Annotated in this window: 9 protein-coding genes; all 9 read left to right on the top strand. The window is 66.2% G+C overall.

The genetic code is table 11. The annotated features are described in order from the left end of the window. The first annotated feature begins 386 nt into the window (after positions 1-386). Positions 387-2,360, top strand: a complete 1,974-nt coding sequence (locus SMD10_RS19670; RefSeq protein ID WP_331687439.1) for an autotransporter assembly complex protein TamA — start codon at positions 387-389, stop codon at positions 2,358-2,360. Beyond that, on the top strand, positions 2,360-7,432 hold the full coding sequence (locus tag SMD10_RS19675; RefSeq protein ID WP_331687440.1) for a translocation/assembly module TamB domain-containing protein: 5,073 nt from the start codon (positions 2,360-2,362) through the stop codon (positions 7,430-7,432). The genes SMD10_RS19670 and SMD10_RS19675 overlap by 1 nt, the downstream gene beginning before the upstream one ends. 258 nt (positions 7,433-7,690) lie before the next feature. After that, positions 7,691-7,930, top strand: coding sequence for a hypothetical protein (locus SMD10_RS19680; RefSeq protein WP_331687441.1), 240 nt, complete (start codon positions 7,691-7,693; stop codon positions 7,928-7,930). 281 nt (positions 7,931-8,211) lie between these two features. After that, on the top strand, positions 8,212-9,810 hold the full coding sequence (gene pgi, locus SMD10_RS19685) for a glucose-6-phosphate isomerase (RefSeq protein WP_432757282.1): 1,599 nt from the start codon (positions 8,212-8,214) through the stop codon (positions 9,808-9,810). Then, complete coding sequence (locus SMD10_RS19690; protein ID WP_331687442.1) at positions 9,807-12,323, top strand: glycogen/starch/alpha-glucan phosphorylase; 2,517 nt, start codon at positions 9,807-9,809, stop codon at positions 12,321-12,323. Before pgi ends, SMD10_RS19690 begins: the two co-directional genes overlap by 4 nt. A gap of 281 nt (positions 12,324-12,604) precedes the next feature. Beyond that, a complete protein-coding gene (gene glgC, locus SMD10_RS19695; protein ID WP_331687443.1) occupies positions 12,605-13,870 on the top strand; it encodes a glucose-1-phosphate adenylyltransferase in 1,266 nt (421 codons plus the stop codon). Next, the gene (glgA, locus tag SMD10_RS19700) at positions 13,867-15,309 is read left to right on the top strand and encodes a glycogen synthase GlgA (protein ID WP_331687444.1); all 1,443 of its coding nucleotides are present in this window, start codon (positions 13,867-13,869) and stop codon (positions 15,307-15,309) included. The genes glgC and glgA overlap by 4 nt, the downstream gene beginning before the upstream one ends. 36 nt (positions 15,310-15,345) lie before the next feature. Beyond that, positions 15,346-16,974 (top strand): alpha-D-glucose phosphate-specific phosphoglucomutase, encoded by a 1,629-nt coding sequence (locus SMD10_RS19705; RefSeq protein ID WP_331687445.1) that lies wholly within the window; start codon positions 15,346-15,348, stop codon positions 16,972-16,974. Positions 16,975-16,985: 11 nt separating this feature from the next. Further along, positions 16,986-19,046 (top strand): glycogen debranching protein GlgX, encoded by a 2,061-nt coding sequence (glgX, locus tag SMD10_RS19710; protein ID WP_331687446.1) that lies wholly within the window; start codon positions 16,986-16,988, stop codon positions 19,044-19,046. Positions 19,047-19,052: the final 6 nt, after the last annotated feature.

Genomic DNA, 19,052 nt, shown 5'->3' on the forward strand with positions numbered 1-19,052 from the left:
AGAAAAAGCCGATAAAGCGTCTGACTACAACGATTTGTTCAAGCTGAACGCCTGATGTAGCAAAGCCACTTCTAGTGGCTCAAGCGCAGCGTTCCAAACCTCCGCCTCTGGCGGAGGTCATGACTTTTGCCCGAAACCCTTTAGGCGCAACGCAATATCCGAGCTCAGTGATTGCATGAAGCCGCTGGATCCGGCTGCCACTGTGGCGCTTTCGGCACAAGATTTCGGGATTCCATTTGGCGTGCGGTGAGTTGGCCTCGGGCGGGTTGCCATCGCAGCGAATCTCCGCAAGCTTGGCGACGCCATGGGAGGCACCGAGGCACGCCCGATCGAAATGCCCTGCTTCCGGAAGCTGCAACCATGCGGCGGCACGTCCGAGGAGCACCTTGAGTCTGTTGACGAACAATTCTTCCGTCCTTGCCGCGCTGGTTCGCGGACGGGGCTTGGCGTCGGCAGTTCTCGCGGCGCTGATCCTTTCCGGCGTGCCGCAGCCGGCCAACGCTTTCGAACTGTTCGGCATGAAGTTCTTCGAGAAGGACGAGGCCGAGGAGGTTCTCGAGCCGGTCGACTATACCGTGACGCTGACCGTGCAGCCGGACGAGGAGGGACTGCGCGACACGCTGGAAGACGCTTCGTCGCTGGTCGCCGACGAGGACGACCCGGTGTCGGGATCGCTCGGCCTGCTCTCCAAGGCGCGCAACGACCGCAAGCGCCTGGTCGCGGCGCTCTATGAAAATGCCCGCTATGACGGCGTCGTCCATATCCTGATCGACGGTCAGGACATCGACGACCTGGCGCCGGATGCGACCTTCGATACCTCGCGGCCGGTGCCGGTCGGCATTTTCATCGATCCCGGCCAGAAATATGTTCTCGGCGCCGTCGACATCACCGCCAACGGCGTGCCGATCGATCCGGAGCCCTACGAACTCGAACCGGGCATGGACGCGAGCTCCGTGCGGGTTCTCGACGCCGAAGCTCATGTGCTGGAGGATCTGCGCAACGAAGGGCGGCCCTTCGTCGCGATCGTAGAGCGCGACGTGATCGCCGACGCGGCCACCGGGCGGCTCGACTATCAGATCGCGATTTCGCCGGGCGAGCGCGTGCCCTTCGGCACCACCTATGTGAAGGGCAACAAGGCCGTCGATCCCGGCTTCATCGCCTATATGGCCGACATCGAGCCGGGCGAGACCTTTTCGCCGGAGGTGATCGACGCGGCGCGCCAGCGGCTTCTGAAGCTCGGCGTGTTTTCCAGCGTCACCGTCAAGGAAGGTCAGGCGACCGACGCCGACGGGACCCTGCCGGTCCAGATCGAGGTCGGAGAACGGAAGTTCCGCTATTTCGGCGTCGGCGCCACCTATTCCAGCACGGAAGGTGCCGGCATTGAAGGCTATTGGGGGCACCGCAACCTGTTCGGCCGCGCCGAAAGCCTGCGTCTCGACGCCTCGGTTTCTCGGATCGGCGCGACGGACCGCAACGACGAGACAAATTTCGACCCGGGCGAGATCGACTACCAGGCATCGGCGGTGTTTCGCAAACCCGGCGTGCTGGGCCCCGACTCGGTCTATGTCGGATCGATCGAGGGCCTGATCGAACACCCTCTGGCCTATGACCGCAGTTCGATCGCGGTCACCAGCGGCGTCGAATACGACCTCACGCCGACACAGAAGGTCGCGGTCTCCATCAAGGGCGAATACGAGGAAATCACCGACTATCTCGGCACGCAGGACTATCTGATCGCCTCGCTGCCGATGACCTATACGTTCGACAACCGCGATGCGCCGCTGAATCCGACGGAAGGCTTCTACGCCAAGCTGATGGCCGAACCCTCCTTCGATTTCGAGGGCTCCGTCCCCTATGTCGAGACGCGCGCCGACGTCGCGTCCTATCTGTCGCTCAACGAGACGGACCGCTTCATCGTCGCCGGGCGCCTCGGCTACGGGATGATCTTCGGCGCCGACCTGGAGGACGTTCCCAACGATCGGCGCTTCTACGCGGGCGGCGGCGGGTCGGTGCGCGGCTATGGCTTCCAGTCCATCAGCCCCTACTATCCGGAAGAAGCCGCGCCGGGCTTCAACGAGGAGTTCGAGGATACCCCGACAGGCGGCTTGTCGCTGTTCGAGGCGTCGGCCGAACTCAGGATCGGGATTACCGACCATCTCCAGATCGTTCCCTTCGTCGATGCCGGCGCCGTGGGCGACGATCTGGTGCCGGACTTCTCGGAGATGAAGATCGGCGTCGGCGTCGGGGCGCGCTACCTGACGAGCTTCGGCCCGATCCGGATCGACGTCGGCATGCCGCTCGATCAGGGGCCGCACGACGACAGCTTCGCCATCTATGCCGGCATCGGGCAGGCCTTCTGATGAGACCGTTGCGCACCCCCGGCTCGTTTCGTTTCTGGCGTTGTGGCGTCCTCGCCGTCGCGGTCATGGCTGCCGCGGCGGGCGCGCCACGGGCGGTCCAAGCGCAGGAGTTCGTCGCCAATCAGATCGAGAATCTCCTGTCGTCCGACACCATGAAGGTCGAAATCGAGGGACTGTCCGGAGCGCTCAGCGGCAGCGTGCGGATCGACAGCGTCACGGTCTCGGACCCGGCGGGCGTCTTCCTGACGGCCAAGGATCTGGCGATGGACTGGTCGCCGCTGTCGCTGGTGCGGGCCAACGTCAACATCGAAAGCCTCAAAGCGGGCCAGATCACGCTGGAACGACTGCCGCAGAGCGCGCCGACGGACGATACGGAGGAGAGCGGCGGCTTCTCGCTGCCTTCGATCACCGCCGACGTGAAGGAAATCGCGATCGACGAATTCGATCTCGGCGAGGCGGTCGCCGGCGTTCCGGCCCGGCTGAAGGCCACCGCCAATCTGGTGCTCGACGACGATCCGACCAAGCTCGATTTCGGCGCCGACATCGAGCGCCTCGATGCGCCGGGTCAGATCACGGCGAAGGTCGCCTTCGCACCCGACCAGAACCAGCTCGACATCCAGGTCAATGCCAGCGAACCCGCCGGCGGCCTGGTCGCGCGGCTTCTGAAGCTGCCGGGTGCGCCGCCGGTGGAGCTCACCGTCCAGAGTTCGGGTCCGCTGAACGATTTCACGGCCACGGGACAATTGCAGGTCGACGGCGAACAGGCGGCGAACCTTTCGGCCCGTGTGACCGACCAGGCCGAGGGACGCCGGATCACCGGCACGCTCGACGTGGAGGCCGAGCGCTTCGTGCCGGTAGAGTATGCCGCTCTGGCTGCCGGCGGCGCTCATCTCGACGTCTCGCTGCTTCAGGCGACCAACGGCGTCCTCACGATCGACAAGGCGGACCTGTCGTCGGACGCGCTGCATCTCGCGGCGAGCGGGACCTACGATTCGGCCGGCGATCAGACCGATCTTTCGGTGACTGTCGAAGGCAGCGATGGCAGCACCCTGCCCCTTGGCTTCGGATCGGGCGATGGCCGGGTCGAATTGGAGATCGCGTCGGCGCAAGCGCGGCTCGCCGGTGCGCTGACCGCGGCCACGCTGAGCGTGGAAGCGGACCTTCCGGCCGCCGGATACGGGTCCTATCGCGGGGAGGGCGTGCAGGCGACCGTTTCCAGCGACGGCTTCAACTTGAACGCCATGACCGGTCCGTTTGTGGTCGATGCCCATGCCGAGACGACCGAGATGCCGGAGGGCGTGACGCAGCGCTTCCTCGCCGGCCCGGTCGACATTTCGGCCACCGGGTCGCTGGAGGAGAACCGCGTCGTTCTCGACCAGAGCGAGGTCACGACCAGCGTTGCCAAGGCTTCGGCCAAAGGCAGCGCGGCGCTCGACCTCTCGACCTTCGATGTCGATCTGTCCTCGACGTTCGAAACCGTCGCGATCTCGCCGCAGGTCGTCGACATCGCCGGCTATCGTCTCGCCGTTTCTGGTCATGTCGTGCGCAATGCAGAAGGGAGCCTGACGGCCGAGAACCTGGCGGTCCGGGGCGAAGGTCTCGCCATCGACGGATCGGCCGGTCTTCACGACGACACCGTGGAGGCGAACGTCACCGGCTCGCTCGATCAGGCCGCGGCGCTGACCTCGGCGCTCGGTGGTACGGCGCGGTTCAAGCTCACCGCTGACGGTCCGAGCTCGGCGCCGCAGGTCGAACTGACGCTCGACGCCGACGGTCTGACGGTCGAGGGGCGAACCCTGACCGACATCAGGCTCGAGGCCCGGGGTACGGCAAATCCGACGGCGCCTTCGGGAACGCTCGATCTATCCGGCGCTCTCGACGGCCAGCCGCTGACGGCGTCGGCCGACGTGAAGACGCTTTCCAACGGCGAAATCGAGGTCAGCGATCTGGCGCTTCGTCAGGGACCGAACACGGTCTCGGGCGATCTTCGGCTGACGCAGGCTTACATTCCCCTCGGCTCGCTGACCCTCGACATCCAGGATCTGGCGCCGCTCGCATCGCTGGCGCTGCAGGAGGCCAGCGGCGATCTGGCGGGCGGTGCCGAACTGTCGCTCGGCCCGAACGGCGAACCGGTCGCCGATGTCGACCTCAATTCCCAATCGCTCAGCGTGGCCGGCACCAGCCTGTCGCAGGTGCGCATCGACCTCGCGCTCGACGACTACCTCGAGCAGCCCTCGATCGGAGGCAGCGTCCAGGCCGCCGCGGTGGACACCGGCGGGATCGCGGTGCGCAACCTCGACGCCGATCTTCAGTCGCGAAGCGATGGAACCGCGATCGACGCCCGGGCGACGGCCAACGGCGTTCCGGTCGATCTGGCGGGCAGCGTCGCTTTTGCCGACGGTGCGACCACCGTTACGCTCGATCGGCTGAATGCCGCGATCGAGAACGCCGCCATCGCGCTGGCGCAGGCCCCGGCGACCGTCACGATCCGGAACGGCACCACAAGCCTGGAGCGGCTGGCGCTGGCGGTCGGCAACGGTTCGATCATCCTGGCCGGCAGCGCGGGCGAGACGCTGGACCTGTCCCTCGATCTCGATGCGGTGCCGGCGGCGGTCGCCAATCCCTTCGTTCCCGACCTCGAAGCGTCGGGCACCATCTCGGGCCACGCGACGGTGTCGGGCGCCGCCAGCGATCCGCAGGTCGTGTTCTCGGCGGAGGGAGACGATCTGGCCTCGCGCCAGACGCGGGCCGCCCATCTCGATCCGCTGCAGGCGCGCTTCGAGGGCTCCTATGCCGCTTTGACGCTTTCGCTGAAGACGGCCACTGTCGATCTCGGATCGGGGTCGATCGATGCCGTCGGCACGGTCGGCGATACACTCGATCTCGATCTGAAGCTTGTCCAGGTGCCGGTGGCGCTGGCCAACGACTTCGTGCCCGGCCTCGAAGCGTCCGGTACGATCTCGGGTGAGGGCACGGCCACCGGGACGCTCTCCGATCCCTCCGTGGTGTTCGACCTGTCGGGGTCGGGAATCACGGCCGCACAGGTGTCTCGCGCCGGGATCGCGCCGATCGAGATGCAGCTTTCCGGGCGCTACGAGAAGGGCACCGCCACGATCGAGGCGGCGCAGGCGCGGGTGGGCGACGGCTCGCTCCAGGCCACCGGCACGGTCGGCCGCGCTCTCGATCTGCAGCTCTCGCTCAATCGGATTCCCGTGGGGCTGGCCAACGGCTTCGTGCCCGATCTCGACGCGTCCGGCACGGTCTCCGGCACCGCCACCGCGACCGGATCGCTGTCCAATCCGACGGCCGAATTCGACGTGCGCGGCGAGGGGATCGCCACCTCGCAGACACGCACAGCCGGCGCTCCGCCGATCGATTTTTCCGCTGCGGGGCGGTATGCCGACGGCACCGTGACGGTGCGTTCCGGCTCGGCCAATGTCGGCGGCGGTACGATCACCGTCACCGGAAGCGCCGGCCAGTCCTTCGACCTGACGGTTCGCCTCGACAATATCCCGGCCGCTCTGGCGGGTGCGGCGGCGCCCGACGTGGCGCCGACAGGCACGATTTCGGGCACCGCGCACGTCACCGGCACCGCGGCGGCGCCGAATGCGGACTACGATCTTCGCGTCACCGGCCTCACGCTGGCGCAGACCCGGGCGGCCGGCGTCGGACCGATGGCGGTATCGGCCGCCGGCCGATTCGCCGACAACGTGGTGTCGCTCGATGCCGATCTGTCGGGCGCCGGCATCGCTTTCCGGGCCAGCGGCTCGGTGAACATCGCCGGCACGCCCGAACTCGATCTCTCGCTCAACGGGACCGCGCCGCTGTCGCTCGCCAACCGTATTCTGGCCGAGGGCAGCCGCGCGGTGCAGGGAACGGTCACAGTCGACGCGCGGATCACCGGATCCACGGCGGCTCCCAATGTCGTCGGAACCGTGTCGACCAGCAACGCGAGCTTCGTCGACACCGGCGTCAATGTTTCTGTGACCGGCATCAACACCCGGATTTCGCTCAACGGTCAGACCGCCACGATCGACCGCTTCACGGCACGGTCCGGGCGGGACGGAACGATCCGCATCGGTGGCACGATCGGTCTCAGCGACGGTTTTCCCGCCGATCTGCAGATCGCGATGGAGAACGGCGACTACAATGACGGCCGCATCGTCGCCGCGGATTTCACGGCGCGGCTGACGCTGACCGGACCGCTAACCGGCTCTCCTCTTCTCGAAGGCACCGTCAACGCCTCGACGATCAGCGTGCTGGTACCGGAAAATCTGCCGACCTCGCTCGCCCGGCTCGACGTGACGCATCGCAATGCGTCGCCGGAGGTCTACGAGCAGGCTCGCAAGATCCAGCCCGAACGCAGTTCCGCTGGCAGCTCGTCGGGCGTCCAGCTGGATGTCACGCTCACTGCGGAGAACCGCGTGTTCGTCCGCGGGCGCGGCCTTGATGTCGAGCTCGGCGGTACGATCCGGCTCTATGGCCCGGTGTCCGATCCGCAGATCGTCGGCGCCTTCGACCTGCAGCGCGGGCGCTTCCGCATCCTGAGCCGCCGCCTCGATTTCCAGCGCGGCACGCTGACGTTCACCGGCGGCCTGCTGCCGACGCTGGACCTGGTCGCGACCTCGGATACGGGCGAGGCGACGGTCAATGTCGCGGTGACCGGCCCGGCGTCCGATCCCAGCTTCAACTTTTCCTCCTCGCCGACGCTGCCCCAGGACGAGGTGCTGGCGCGTCTGGTCTTCGGGCAGGCCACCGCAGACCTGTCGCCACTGCAGATCGCCCAGCTTGCCGAGGCGGCGGCGACGCTTGCGGGTGTCGGCGGCTCGACCGGGCTCCTCGGCAATCTGCGGGCGCAGCTCGGCGTGGACGACCTGGACCTGAAGACCACCGAGGACGGGCAGACCGCCGTCGGCGTCGGCAAATACCTCAACGACCGAACCTATCTCAGCGTCGATACCACCGGCCGCGTGGCCGTCGACCTCGACCTCGGTCGCGGGCTGAAGGCCCGCGGCGCAGTGGGCGCGGACGGGGGCGGCGAGGTCGGCGTCTTCTACGAAAAGGAATATTGAGCCGGCGTCTCGCCGAAACGAGCCGGCCCGGCTGAAACTTCGTGGTTCGCACGGCGTTGCTGCTCCAGCGGGGATGCTCGATCGGGGTGCGTTCGTGCTGCGTCCGCCTTTTTGCGGACACGTCGGATCGGCCGGCCCATAGGGCCGGCAAACAAAACTGCATGAGTTCGTCAGATCCGACCACGGCCATCGCCGGAGATATTTCGGCGGTGCGGCTCTCCGTCGCGTCACCGGTTATCCAACAGGAGGCTCGAACCCATGACCACCGAATCGCTCGGTTTTGCCAAATTCGATCACCCGCGCCACGGCAGTTTCGTCGATCCTGCCGACGTCTTGAACAGCGACCGCCTGTCCGCTGGCGAAAAGGAGGAGGTGCTGCGCGAGTGGCAGACGTCTCTTAAGCAGTCGTTCGGCAAGGAATCCGGCGGATCGGCGGCGCAACGCCAGCACGAAACGCTGGACGAGGCGATCGAGCGGCTGGCGGGCGGGTGCACCTGAGGCAGGCTGTCGGGGTCCTGCCGGGCCCGGTCCATAGCGGTCGGTAAAACGACCGCACTTGAACCATCGCCCGTTTTGCGGTCTCTTCGGCGCCGGTTCAGTGGTTTGCCGAAGGCCAAAATTCGTTGGCGTCTATCGACCTTGTCGCTAAAGGCTTTACCTTGTCTCGCGAGGCCGCGTTCAATGGCAGACTCAATCATCCCGCATAGGTGACAATCGTGACTGACGTGCCGCAACCATCGGAGTCCGGGCTGAGCAAACGTATCGAGACGTTGAAGACGATGGGTCAACAGGCTGCGGCAAAAGGCACTCGTGCCCTGTTTGCCGAAGACGCCAAGCGCTTCGACACCCTGTCGTTCCGCTTCGACGATCTGCTGCTCGATCTTTCGAAATGCGCGCTCGACGCCGAAGGCCTGGCGGCCTTGTTCGACTTGGCGAAGGCCGCCGGGGTCGAAGGGCGGCGCGATGCGATGTTCGCCGGAGCCAAGATCAACGAGACCGAGGGGCGCGCCGTCTTGCATGTTGCGCTGCGCGGGACGCTTGAGGATGGTTATGCCGTGGGCGGCGAGCCGGTCGGCCCGGACGTCGAGGCCGTGCTTTCCTCCATGACGACGTTCGCTTCCGGCATTCGCGACGGGCGGATCGCGGGATCGACCGGCAAGCCGATCACCGATGTGGTGAATATCGGCATCGGCGGGTCCGATCTCGGCCCGGCGATGGCCGTGCTGGCGCTGGCGCCTTATTGCGATGGCCCCCGGCTCCACTTCGTGTCGAACATCGACGGCGCGCATCTCGCCGATACGCTGGCCGATCTCGACCTCGAGACGACGCTGTTCATCGTGGCGTCCAAGACCTTCACCACCATCGAGACGATGACCAACGCCCAGTCGGCCCGCAAGCGCATCGCCGAGGCGCTGGGCGAGGAGGCGGTCGGCGCGCATTTCGCCGCCGTGTCCACGGCGCTCGACAAGGTGGCGGCCTTCGGCATCGGCGAAGATCGCGTGTTCGGCTTCTGGGACTGGGTCGGCGGTCGTTATTCGGTCTGGTCCGCCATCGGCCTGCCCCTGATGCTCGCCATCGGTGCCGAGGACTTTCGGTCGTTCCTGGCCGGTGCGCGCGCCCTCGACCAGCACTTCAAGACCGCCCCGATGGAGGAAAACCTGCCGATGCTGCTTGGCCTTGCCGGCTGGTGGCACCGGGTGGCCCAGGGCTATCCGTCGCGCGCGATCATTCCCTACGATCAGCGTCTGGCGCGGCTGCCGGCCTATCTCCAGCAGCTCGACATGGAATCGAACGGCAAGCATGTTGGTCTGGATGGGCGCCGCACCGCCACCGTGACCGGCCCCATCGTCTGGGGCGAGCCGGGGACCAACGGCCAGCACGCCTTCTTCCAGCTTCTGCACCAGGGCACCAACTTCGTGCCGGTCGAATTCATCGTGGCGGCCAATGGTCACGAAACCGACCTCAAGCATCACCACGACCTGCTGCTCGCCAACTGCCTGGCACAGAGCGAGGCGCTGATGCGCGGCCGGTCCATCGAAGAAGCACGCCAGCAGCTGCTGGCCAAGGGCGCGAGCCCGGCTGACGCGGAGCGGATCGCGCCGCATCGCGAGTTTTCCGGTGATCGCCCGTCGATCACCATTCTGTACGATCGCCTCGACCCGTTCTCGTTCGGGCGCCTTGTCGCGCTCTACGAGCATCGTGTCTTCGTCGAAGCGGCACTGTTCGGCATCAATGCGTTCGATCAGTGGGGTGTCGAGCTGGGCAAGGAGCTCGCCACGGGTCTGCTTCCGATCGTAACGGGTGAGGCATCGCCTGACGGGAGGGACGCATCCACGACCGGTCTGGTCCGCACCATTCAACAGATGAGAGCAATATGACATCGACGCAGCCAGAAACGAAGACTGCCGCGCGCGCGCCGATCGCCCTCGGCGATGAGATCAAGAGCGCTCCCACTCCCAAGCCTCGTGGCGTCGACGCCGACACACTGGCCGAGGAGATTCTGGAGAAGCTGACCTATTCGGTCGGCAAGGATCCGATCGTCGCGCGACGCCACGACTGGCTGACCGCCACCACGCTGGCGGTGCGCGACCGGATCATCGACCACTGGTTCGCGACGAGCCAGCGTGGCTACAGGGAGTCGCTGAAGCGGGTCTATTACCTGTCGCTGGAATTTCTGATCGGCCGGCTTCTGCGCGACGCCATCTCCAATCTCGGCCTGACCGAGGCGGTCACCGAGGCCTTGGCGCGCTACAACGTCCATCTCGACATCATCGAGCTTCTGGAGCCCGATGCCGCACTCGGCAATGGCGGCCTCGGCCGGCTCGCGGCGTGCTTCATGGAGTCGATGGCCTCGACCGGCGTGCCGAGCTACGGCTACGGCATTCGCTACGTGCACGGCCTGTTCCGTCAGGAAATTGCCGACGGCGCCCAGGTGGAGTTGCCGGAGAACTGGTTGGCGCATCAGAACCCCTGGGAATTCGAGCGCCAGGAGGCGTCCTACGAAATCGGTTTCGGCGGCAAGGTCGTGACCATCCAGGAGGAAGGCCGCCCGCCGCGGCAGGTCTGGCGGCCAGCCGAGCGTCTGCTCTCCGTCGCCTACGACGTGCCGATCGTCGGCTGGCGCGGGGCCTCGGTGAACACGTTGCGGCTGTGGAGCGCCCAGGCGCTCGATCCGATCCTGCTCGATGCCTTCAATTCGGGGGACCACATCGGCGCCCTGCGCGAAGCGAACAAGGCCGAGGCGATCACCCAGGTGCTCTATCCGGCCGACTCGCATCTCGCTGGACAGGAACTGCGGCTTCGTCAGGAGTATTTCTTCTCCTCCGCCTCGCTGCAGGACATCCTGCGGCGCCACATGCAGCAATACGGCACGCTGGACAATCTCGCCGACAAGACCTCGATCCAGCTCAACGATACGCATCCGGCCGTATCGGTGGCCGAATTGATGCGTCTGCTCGTCGACGTGCACGGAATGGAGTGGGACACGGCCTGGACGATCACCCAGGCGACCTTCTCCTACACCAACCACACGCTGCTGCCCGAAGCGCTGGAGACGTGGCCGGTCCACATCTTCGAGCGGCTTCTGCCGCGGCAGATGCAGATCATCTACTCGATTAACGCCAAGGTCATCGCCGAGGCCCAGGGCAAGGGCTTCGACGACGGCAAGATCGCCGCGATCTCGCTGATCGACGAGGGCCACGGCCGGCGTGTGCGCATGGGTCAGCTCGCCTTCGTCGGCTCGCACGCCATCAACGGCGTCTCGGCTCTCCACACGGAGCTGATGAAGGAGACGGTGTTCCGGTCGCTGCACGAGCTCTATCCGGAGCGGATCGAGAACAAGACCAACGGCGTGACGCCGCGGCGCTGGCTGATGCAGTCCAATCCCGGTCTGACCAAGCTTCTGGAAGATACGATCGGGCCGGAGTTCAAGGACAACACCGACAAGCTGCGCGACTTCGACGCGTTCGCCACCGACGCCCAGGTCCAGGAGCGCTTCGCCCAGGTCAAGCTCGACAACAAGAAACGGTTGGCGCGGCTCATCGGCGAACGCATGGCGATCAACGTCGATCCGAACGCGATCTTCGACATTCAAGTCAAGCGTATCCACGAGTACAAGCGCCAGCTTCTCAACGTGATCGAGGCGATCGCGCTCTACGAGCAGATCCGCTCGCATCCCGAGCAGAACTGGACGCCCCGCGTGAAGATCTTCGCCGGCAAGGCGGCGCCGAGCTACGTGAAGGCCAAGCAGATCATTCATCTGATCAACGACGTGGCGCGCGTGGTCGACGCCGACCCGGCGGTGCGGGACCTCCTGAAGATCGTGTTCATCCCGAACTACAATGTGAGCCTCGCCGAGAACATCATGCCGGCGGCGAACATCTCGGAGCAGATCTCGACGGCGGGCCTCGAAGCGTCCGGCACGGGCAACATGAAGTTCGGGCTCAACGGGGCTCTCACGGTCGGCACCCTCGATGGCGCCAACGTCGAGATGCTGGAGCACGTGGGCGCGGAGAACATCTTCATCTTCGGCCTCACCGCCGACGAGGTCGCCGACCGGCGCAACAACGCGCACACCGGCCGCAACATCATCGAGTCGACGCCGCTCCTGAAGAGCGCGGTCGATTCGATCGCCTCCGGCGTGTTCTCGCCCGACGATCCGCAGCGCTATCGCGATCTGGTCACCGATCTCTACGATCGCGACTGGTGGATGATCTGCGCCGACTTCGAGGCCTATTGGCAGATGCAGCGTCGAATGGACGCGCTATGGGTCGACCAGCAGAGCTGGAACGAGAAGGCGATCCGCAACACCGCGCGCATGGGCTGGTTCTCCTCGGATCGCTCGATCCGCGAATATGCTCACGACATCTGGAACGTTCAGACCCGCGCGTGACCTCGGCGGCCGGAAGGTTCTGGTCTTTTTGGCCGGGCCGACCACGGGCGCCCAGCGAAAAAACGGGAGCCGGCGGTGCGCGAACGCGCTGCCGGCTCCATCACGTCTGCGCCGTCGTTTCGCGGGCAGAATAATTCCGAGATTGACCGGGTTCGCCGCTTGCGGAAGCCCGGGTTTCCGGCACTATCTACATCCAAGGGGTGCGAACGCGCTACGGGCATCGACGGCCGATGCGGCCGGAGGAGTGGTGGACGCTCGCCCACGCGAAACGGGAGACGAACATGCCGGAAGGAAGGCGCATCGCGCCGATTTCACGTGATACCATGGCCTATGTTTTGGCGGGCGGACGTGGGAGCCGCCTGCTCGAACTGACCGACGGCCGCGCCAAGCCGGCCGTCTATTTCGGCGGCAAGTCGCGCATCATCGACTTTGCCCTGTCGAACGCCATCAATTCCGGCATCCGGCGTATCGGCGTCGCCACCCAATACAAGGCCCACAGCCTGATCCGACATATGCAGCGAGGCTGGAACTTCCTCAGGCCCGAACGAAACGAGAGCTTCGACATCCTGCCGGCGAGCCAGCTGGTCTCGGAAGAGTGGTATGCCGGCACCGCCGACGCGGTCTATCAGAACCTGGAGATCCTGGAGGAATACGCACCGCACTACATCGTCATCCTGGCCGGCGATCACGTCTACAAGATGGACTACGAGATCATGCTGCAGCAGCATGTCGACACCGGCGCCGACGTGACGATCGGCTGTCTCGAGGTGCCGCGCATGGATGCGGTCGCCTTCGGCGTGATGCATGTGGACGAAAACGACCGGATCACCGACTTTCTGGAAAAGCCGGCCGATCCGCCATCGATTCCGGGCCGGCCGGATACGGCGCTCGCCTCCATGGGCATCTACGTGTTCGAGACGAACTTCCTGATGGACCAGCTCCGGCGCGACGCGGCCGATCCGCAGTCCAGCCGCGACTTCGGCAAGGACATCATTCCCCACATCGTCAAGCACGGCGACGCCTACGCCCACTATTTCAGCCGATCGGTGGTGCGCTCGGCGGCGGAATCGGAGGTCTATTGGCGCGACGTCGGAACCGTCGACGCCTATTGGCAGGCCAATATCGACCTGACCGACGTGGTGCCGCCCCTCGACATCTACGATCGCGACTGGCCGATCTGGACCTATGCCGAGATCACGCCGCCGGCCAAGTTCGTCCACGACGAGGAGGGGCGGCGCGGCCAGGCCTTCTCGTCGCTGATCTCGGGCGACTGCATCATCTCGGGCGGCACGTTGCGCAGCTCGCTGCTGTTCACCGGCGTGCGGCAGCGCTCGTTTTCCTATCTCGACCACGCCGTGGTGCTGCCCTATTGCCACATCGGTCGCGGGGCGCGCATTCACCGCGCGATCATCGACCGCGGCGTTCACATCCCCGACGGACTCGTCATCGGCGAGGATCCCGAACTGGACGCCCAGCGGTTCCGCCGCACGGCCAGCGGCGTCTGTCTCGTCACCAAAGCGATGATCGATCGGCTCAACTATCGATGACGACCAAGGTCCTGTCCGTCGCCTCGGAGGTGTTCCCGCTGGTCAAGACCGGCGGACTGGCCGACGTTGCCGGTGCCCTGCCGCTGGCGCTGGCCGAGCTCGACGTCGAGACCCTGACGATGATGCCGGCCTATCCGAGCGTCAAGGAAATGGCCGGTCCGATCCTGGCGCGTCATCCCCTCGGCGAGTTGTTCGGCGGACCGGCGGAGGTCTTACGCGTCCACGTCCACGGGCTGGAGGTCCTGCTCCTCGACGCGCCGCATCTCTTCGATCGGCCGGGCGGGCCCTACATCACGCCGGGCGGCTACGACCATCCAGACAATTGGGCGCGGTTTGCCGCCCTGTCGCAGGCGGCCGCGTCGGTGGCGCTCGGCGCGATCCCCGGCCACCGGCCGGATATCGTGCACTCGCACGACTGGCAGGCGGCGTTGGCGCCGGTCTATCTGGCGTTTGCCGGCGGCGCGCGCCCGAAGACGGTGCTGACCATCCACAACCTCGCCTTCCAGGGCAACTATCCTTACGAGGTGTTTCCGGAGCTTGGACTGCCCGATTCCGCCTGGGCGATCGACGGCGTCGAGTATTACGGCCATGTCGGCTATCTGAAAGGCGGCATTCATGCCGCCGATGCGGTGACCACGGTCAGTCCGACCTATGCGCGGGAAATCCTGACCGAAGGCGGCGGCATGGGGCTCGGCGGCCTTCTGCGCGGCAGCGTTCACCGCCTTCTCGGCATCGTCAACGGCATCGACGTGGAAACCTGGGATCCGCGCACCGATCCCGATGTCGCCGCGACCTATTCCAGCCGGCGGCTCGCCACGCGTCGCGACAACAAGCGCGCGCTGGAGCTGGAATTCGGCCTGCCGCAGAAGGATGGGCCGATCCTGGCGGTGGTGAGCCGGCTGACCTGGCAGAAGGGGATCGACCTGCTCGTCCCGATCCTCGACGACATCGTCGCGATGGGGGCGCGGGTTGCGATCGTTGGCAGCGGCGAGCCGGCCATCGAGGCGGCGCTCAGGGCCGCCCAGGCGCGCCATCCGCACCGGATCGGCTTGCGGCTCGGCTATGACGAGACGATTTCGCACCGCGTCCAGGCCGGCGCCGACGCGCTGCTCATCCCCTCGCGGTTCGAACCCTGCGGTCTCACCCAGCTCTATGGGCTCAGATATGGCTGCATTCCGATCGTTTCCCGCGTCGGGGGACTGGCCGACACGGTGATCGACGCCAATTTTGCAGCAGTGACGGCGGGCGTCGCGACCGGCATCGTGTTTTCTCCGGTCGATTCGGTGCATTTGCTCCAGGCCGTGGAGCGTGCCGTCGCATTGTATCGGGATCCGACCGCTTGGCAGCGTCTGCAGCTTCGCGGCATGGCGACCGATGTTTCCTGGTCGGGCAGCGCCAAGCGCTATGCCGACCTCTACCGTGGGCTGCTACAGCGCTGAACGACGGCGCGACAAGACAAAGAAGCTGATCCGACCATGATCGAGACCGTCGCAACCGACCCTTATGACGACCAGAAACCGGGCACCTCGGGGCTCCGCAAGAAGGTTCCGCACTTCCAGAAGCCGAACTATGTGCAGAATTTCGTCCAAGCGATCTTCGATGTGGCGGAGCGGCCGGACAGGGCGGTGCTGGTGCTCGGCGGCGACGGGCGCTTCTTCAACCGCGAGGTGGTCGGCATCGTCCTCAAGATGGCCGCGGCGAATGGCTATGACCGGGTGATCGTCGGCCAGAACGGGCTCTTGTCGACGCCGGCGGCCTCGAATCTCATCCGCAAGCGCAAGGCCTCGGGCGGCATCATCCTGTCGGCGAGCCACAATCCCGGCGGCCCCAAGGGCGATTTCGGCATCAAGTACAATGTCGGCAATGGCGGCCCGGCACCCGAGAGCGTGACGGGCGCGATCTTCGAGCGCACCCTGGGGATCGACAGCTATAAGATCGTTGATGCGGCCGCGCCCGACATCTCCGCGCTCGGCGAGACCGAGTTCGAGGGCATGGTGGTGGAGGTGGTCGATCCCGTCGCCGACTATGCCGAGCTGATGAAGGAGCTCTTCGACTTTCCGAAGATCCGCGAGTTGATCGCCTCCGGCTTCACGCTGTCCTTCGACGCGATGCACGCGGTCACCGGGCCGTACGCCAAGGCGATCCTGGAGGGCGAACTCGGAGCGCCGGCCGGCACGGTGGTCAATGGCGAGCCGAAGGCCGATTTCGGCGGCGGCCATCCCGATCCCAACGCCGTCCATGCCGCCGAGCTGATCGGCCGGTTGATGGCGCCGGACGCGCCCGACTTCGGCGCGGCGTCCGACGGCGACGGCGACCGCAACATGATCGTCGGCCGCGGCATCGTGGTCTCGCCCTCCGATTCGCTCGCGGTGCTCGCCGCCAACGCGCATCTGGCGCCCGGCTACAAGGACGGCATCGCCGGCATCGCTCGCTCCATGCCCACCAGTCAGGCGGCCGACCGCGTGGCGGCCAAGCTCGGCGTCGGAATGTACGAGACGCCCACCGGTTGGAAGTTCTTCGGCAATCTGCTCGACGCTGGCAAGGTGACGATCTGCGGCGAGGAAAGCTCCGGCACCGGGTCCGACCACGTGCGCGAGAAGGACGGCGTCTGGGCCGTGCTTCTATGGCTCAACATCCTGGCCGAGCGACGCGAGAGCGTGAAGCAGATCCTGGAAAGCCATTGGGCCGAATTCGGCCGCACCTACTACCAGCGCTACGACTACGAGGAGATCGACAAGCGCGCTGCCGACAAGCTGATGGCCTCGCTGCGCGATCGCCTCGCCTCGATGGCCGGCCAGCGCTTCGGCACCCTGGTGGTCTCCGAGGCCGACGATTTCTCCTACAAGGATCCGGTCGACGGTTCGATCTCGACCAGCCAGGGCGTGCGCATCATCTTTTCCGGCGGATCGCGCATCGTCATGCGCCTGTCGGGCACCGGCACCAAGGGCGCCACGCTGCGCGTCTATATCGAGCGCTATGAGCCCAATCCCGACAAGCATGGCCTCGATCCGGCCGAGGCCCTGGCGGAGCTGGTGGAAACCGCCAACGCCGTGGGCGAGATCGAGAAGCATACGGGCCGGACCGCACCGGACGTGATCACCTGATCGGGGCGCCGATGGCAAACCGGATCACCGCCGAGCGGGGCGTGCCCGCCGCGCTCGGCGCGACGGCACGCGACGGCGGTGTCGAATTCGCCGTCTATTCGGAAAACGCCGACGACATTCACCTCTGCCTGTTCGAGCCTTCGGATCTTACGGAGAGCCAGCGGCTGGTTCTGCCGGGTCGGGACGGCGGCGTGCGCTACGGCTTCGTGCCGGGGCTCGAGCCCGGCGCACTCTATGGGCTCAGGGCGACCGGACCGTTCCGGCCGGACGAGGGGCATCGCTTCGATTTCTCCAAGCTTCTGGTCGACCCTTACGCGGTGTCGCTCGACCGGCCCTTCGCCTATCATCCGGCGCTGTCAGCGCCGCCGGGCGAGAGAATCGACAGCGCGCCCTTCGTGCCGCGCGCCATCGTGCCGGATGTTCCGGGCGATGCGCGGCCGCTGCCTTTCGCTTCGCCCGGCTTCACCTATGAGCTGATGGTGCGCGGCTTCAGCCGGCGTCACCCGACCGTACCCGCGGCCGTGCGCGGCACGATCTCGGCGCTGGCCGAACCGGTCATGCTCGACCATTTCGAGCGGGTGGGCATCGACACGGTCGAACTGATGCCGATCGCCGCCTGGCTCGACGAGAAGCATCTCCACGAGCTCGGCCTCACCAATGGTTGGGGCTATAATCCCATCACCCACATGGCGCCCGATCCGCGCCTCGCGCCGGGCGGGCTGGCCGAGGTGCGGCGCGTCATCGAGACCCTGCACCAGCGCGGCATCCGGGTCCTGCTCGACGTCGTCTTCAACCATTCGGCGGAGGCCGACGAGGACGGGCCGACAGTCTGCTATCGCGGCCTCGACAACCGGCTCTATTATCGCTTTCCGGAAGACAATCCGCGGCTTCTGATCAACGATACCGGCTGCGGCAACACCTTCGCGGCCGATCGGGAGCCGGTGGCGCGGCTCTTCGTCGATGCGCTGCGCAGCTGGGTCACGCGGACCGGGATCGACGGCTTTCGCTACGACCTCGCCACCGTGCTCGGCCGGTTGTCGGACGGATTTTCGACCGATGCGCCGTTCTTCCGGATGGTCGCGGCCGACCCGGTGCTCAAGGACCGCATTCATGTGGCCGAGCCCTGGGACATCGGTCCGGGCGGCTATCAGGTCGGCAATTTCCCGCCGCCCTGGTTCGAATGGCAGGACCGGTTCCGTGACGACGTGCGCCGCTTCTGGCGCGGCGACTCGGGCATGGCGGGCGCGCTCGCCACCCGGCTGGCCGGTTCCGCCGACATCTACGACCGCAACGGCCGCAAACCGTCGACCGGCGTCAATTTTGTCGCCGCCCATGACGGCTTCACGCTGACCGATCTCACGACCTATCAGGAGAAGCACAACCACGCCAACGGCGAGCAGAACCGCGACGGCCACAACGACAATCATTCCTGGAACAACGGGATCGAAGGGTCGACCGGCGATCTGGCGATCCGGGAGGCGCGCGCCAAGGACGTGCGCGCCCTGGTAGCGACGCTTCTGGTGTCGCGCGGCACCCCGATGATCGTCGCCGGCGACGAATTCGGCCGCAGCCAGAAGGGCAACAACAACAGCTACTGCCAGGACAACGAGACCACGTGGCTCGACTGGGAAAATGCCGACCAGCGCCTGATCGCCTTCACCGGCAGGCTTGCGCGGCTCAGGCGCCAGCATCCGGCGCTGTCGCTGGATCGCTTCCTGACCGGCCGGCCTCTGCCGGGCGGCGGCGGCCCCTTGCCGGACGTCCAATGGCTGCGCGAGGACGGCCGGCCGCTCGAGGATTGCGACTGGGGCAGCGAGCGTCGCTTTCTCGGCATGGCGCTGATCGCGCCGCGGCCGAACTGGGACCTGCGCAGCACCCGCGTCGTGGTTTATTTGAACGCGGCTCAGGCCGACGCCAGGGTGCGTCTGCCGCCTCCGCAGCCGGCGCACAGCTTCACCCTGTTCATCCAGTCGGACTGGCCGGACCTGAAGCCGCGCCGGATCAATCATCGCGCCGATCTCGTGGTCAAGGCGCGCTCCGTCTTCGTGCTGATCGAGGAGTGGACAGGCTGACGGCAC

The organism is Consotaella aegiceratis (genome assembly GCF_036541425.1).
Lineage (GTDB): Bacteria > Pseudomonadota > Alphaproteobacteria > Rhizobiales > Rhizobiaceae > Consotaella > Consotaella aegiceratis.

What these genes read in the sequence shown, in the direction of transcription:
- SMD10_RS19675 (WP_331687440.1), top strand. Translation starts at nt 2,360, where the DNA reads ATGAGACCGTTGCGCACCCCCGGCTCGTTTCGTTTCTGGCGTTGTGGC.
- SMD10_RS19680 (WP_331687441.1), top strand. Translation starts at nt 7,691, where the DNA reads ATGACCACCGAATCGCTCGGTTTTGCCAAATTCGATCACCCGCGCCAC.
- pgi (WP_432757282.1), top strand. Translation starts at nt 8,212, where the DNA reads ATGGGTCAACAGGCTGCGGCAAAAGGCACTCGTGCCCTGTTTGCCGAA.
- SMD10_RS19690 (WP_331687442.1), top strand. Translation starts at nt 9,807, where the DNA reads ATGACATCGACGCAGCCAGAAACGAAGACTGCCGCGCGCGCGCCGATC.
- glgC (WP_331687443.1), top strand. Translation starts at nt 12,605, where the DNA reads ATGCCGGAAGGAAGGCGCATCGCGCCGATTTCACGTGATACCATGGCC.
- glgA (WP_331687444.1), top strand. Translation starts at nt 13,867, where the DNA reads ATGACGACCAAGGTCCTGTCCGTCGCCTCGGAGGTGTTCCCGCTGGTC.
- SMD10_RS19705 (WP_331687445.1), top strand. Translation starts at nt 15,346, where the DNA reads ATGATCGAGACCGTCGCAACCGACCCTTATGACGACCAGAAACCGGGC.
- glgX (WP_331687446.1), top strand. Translation starts at nt 16,986, where the DNA reads ATGGCAAACCGGATCACCGCCGAGCGGGGCGTGCCCGCCGCGCTCGGC.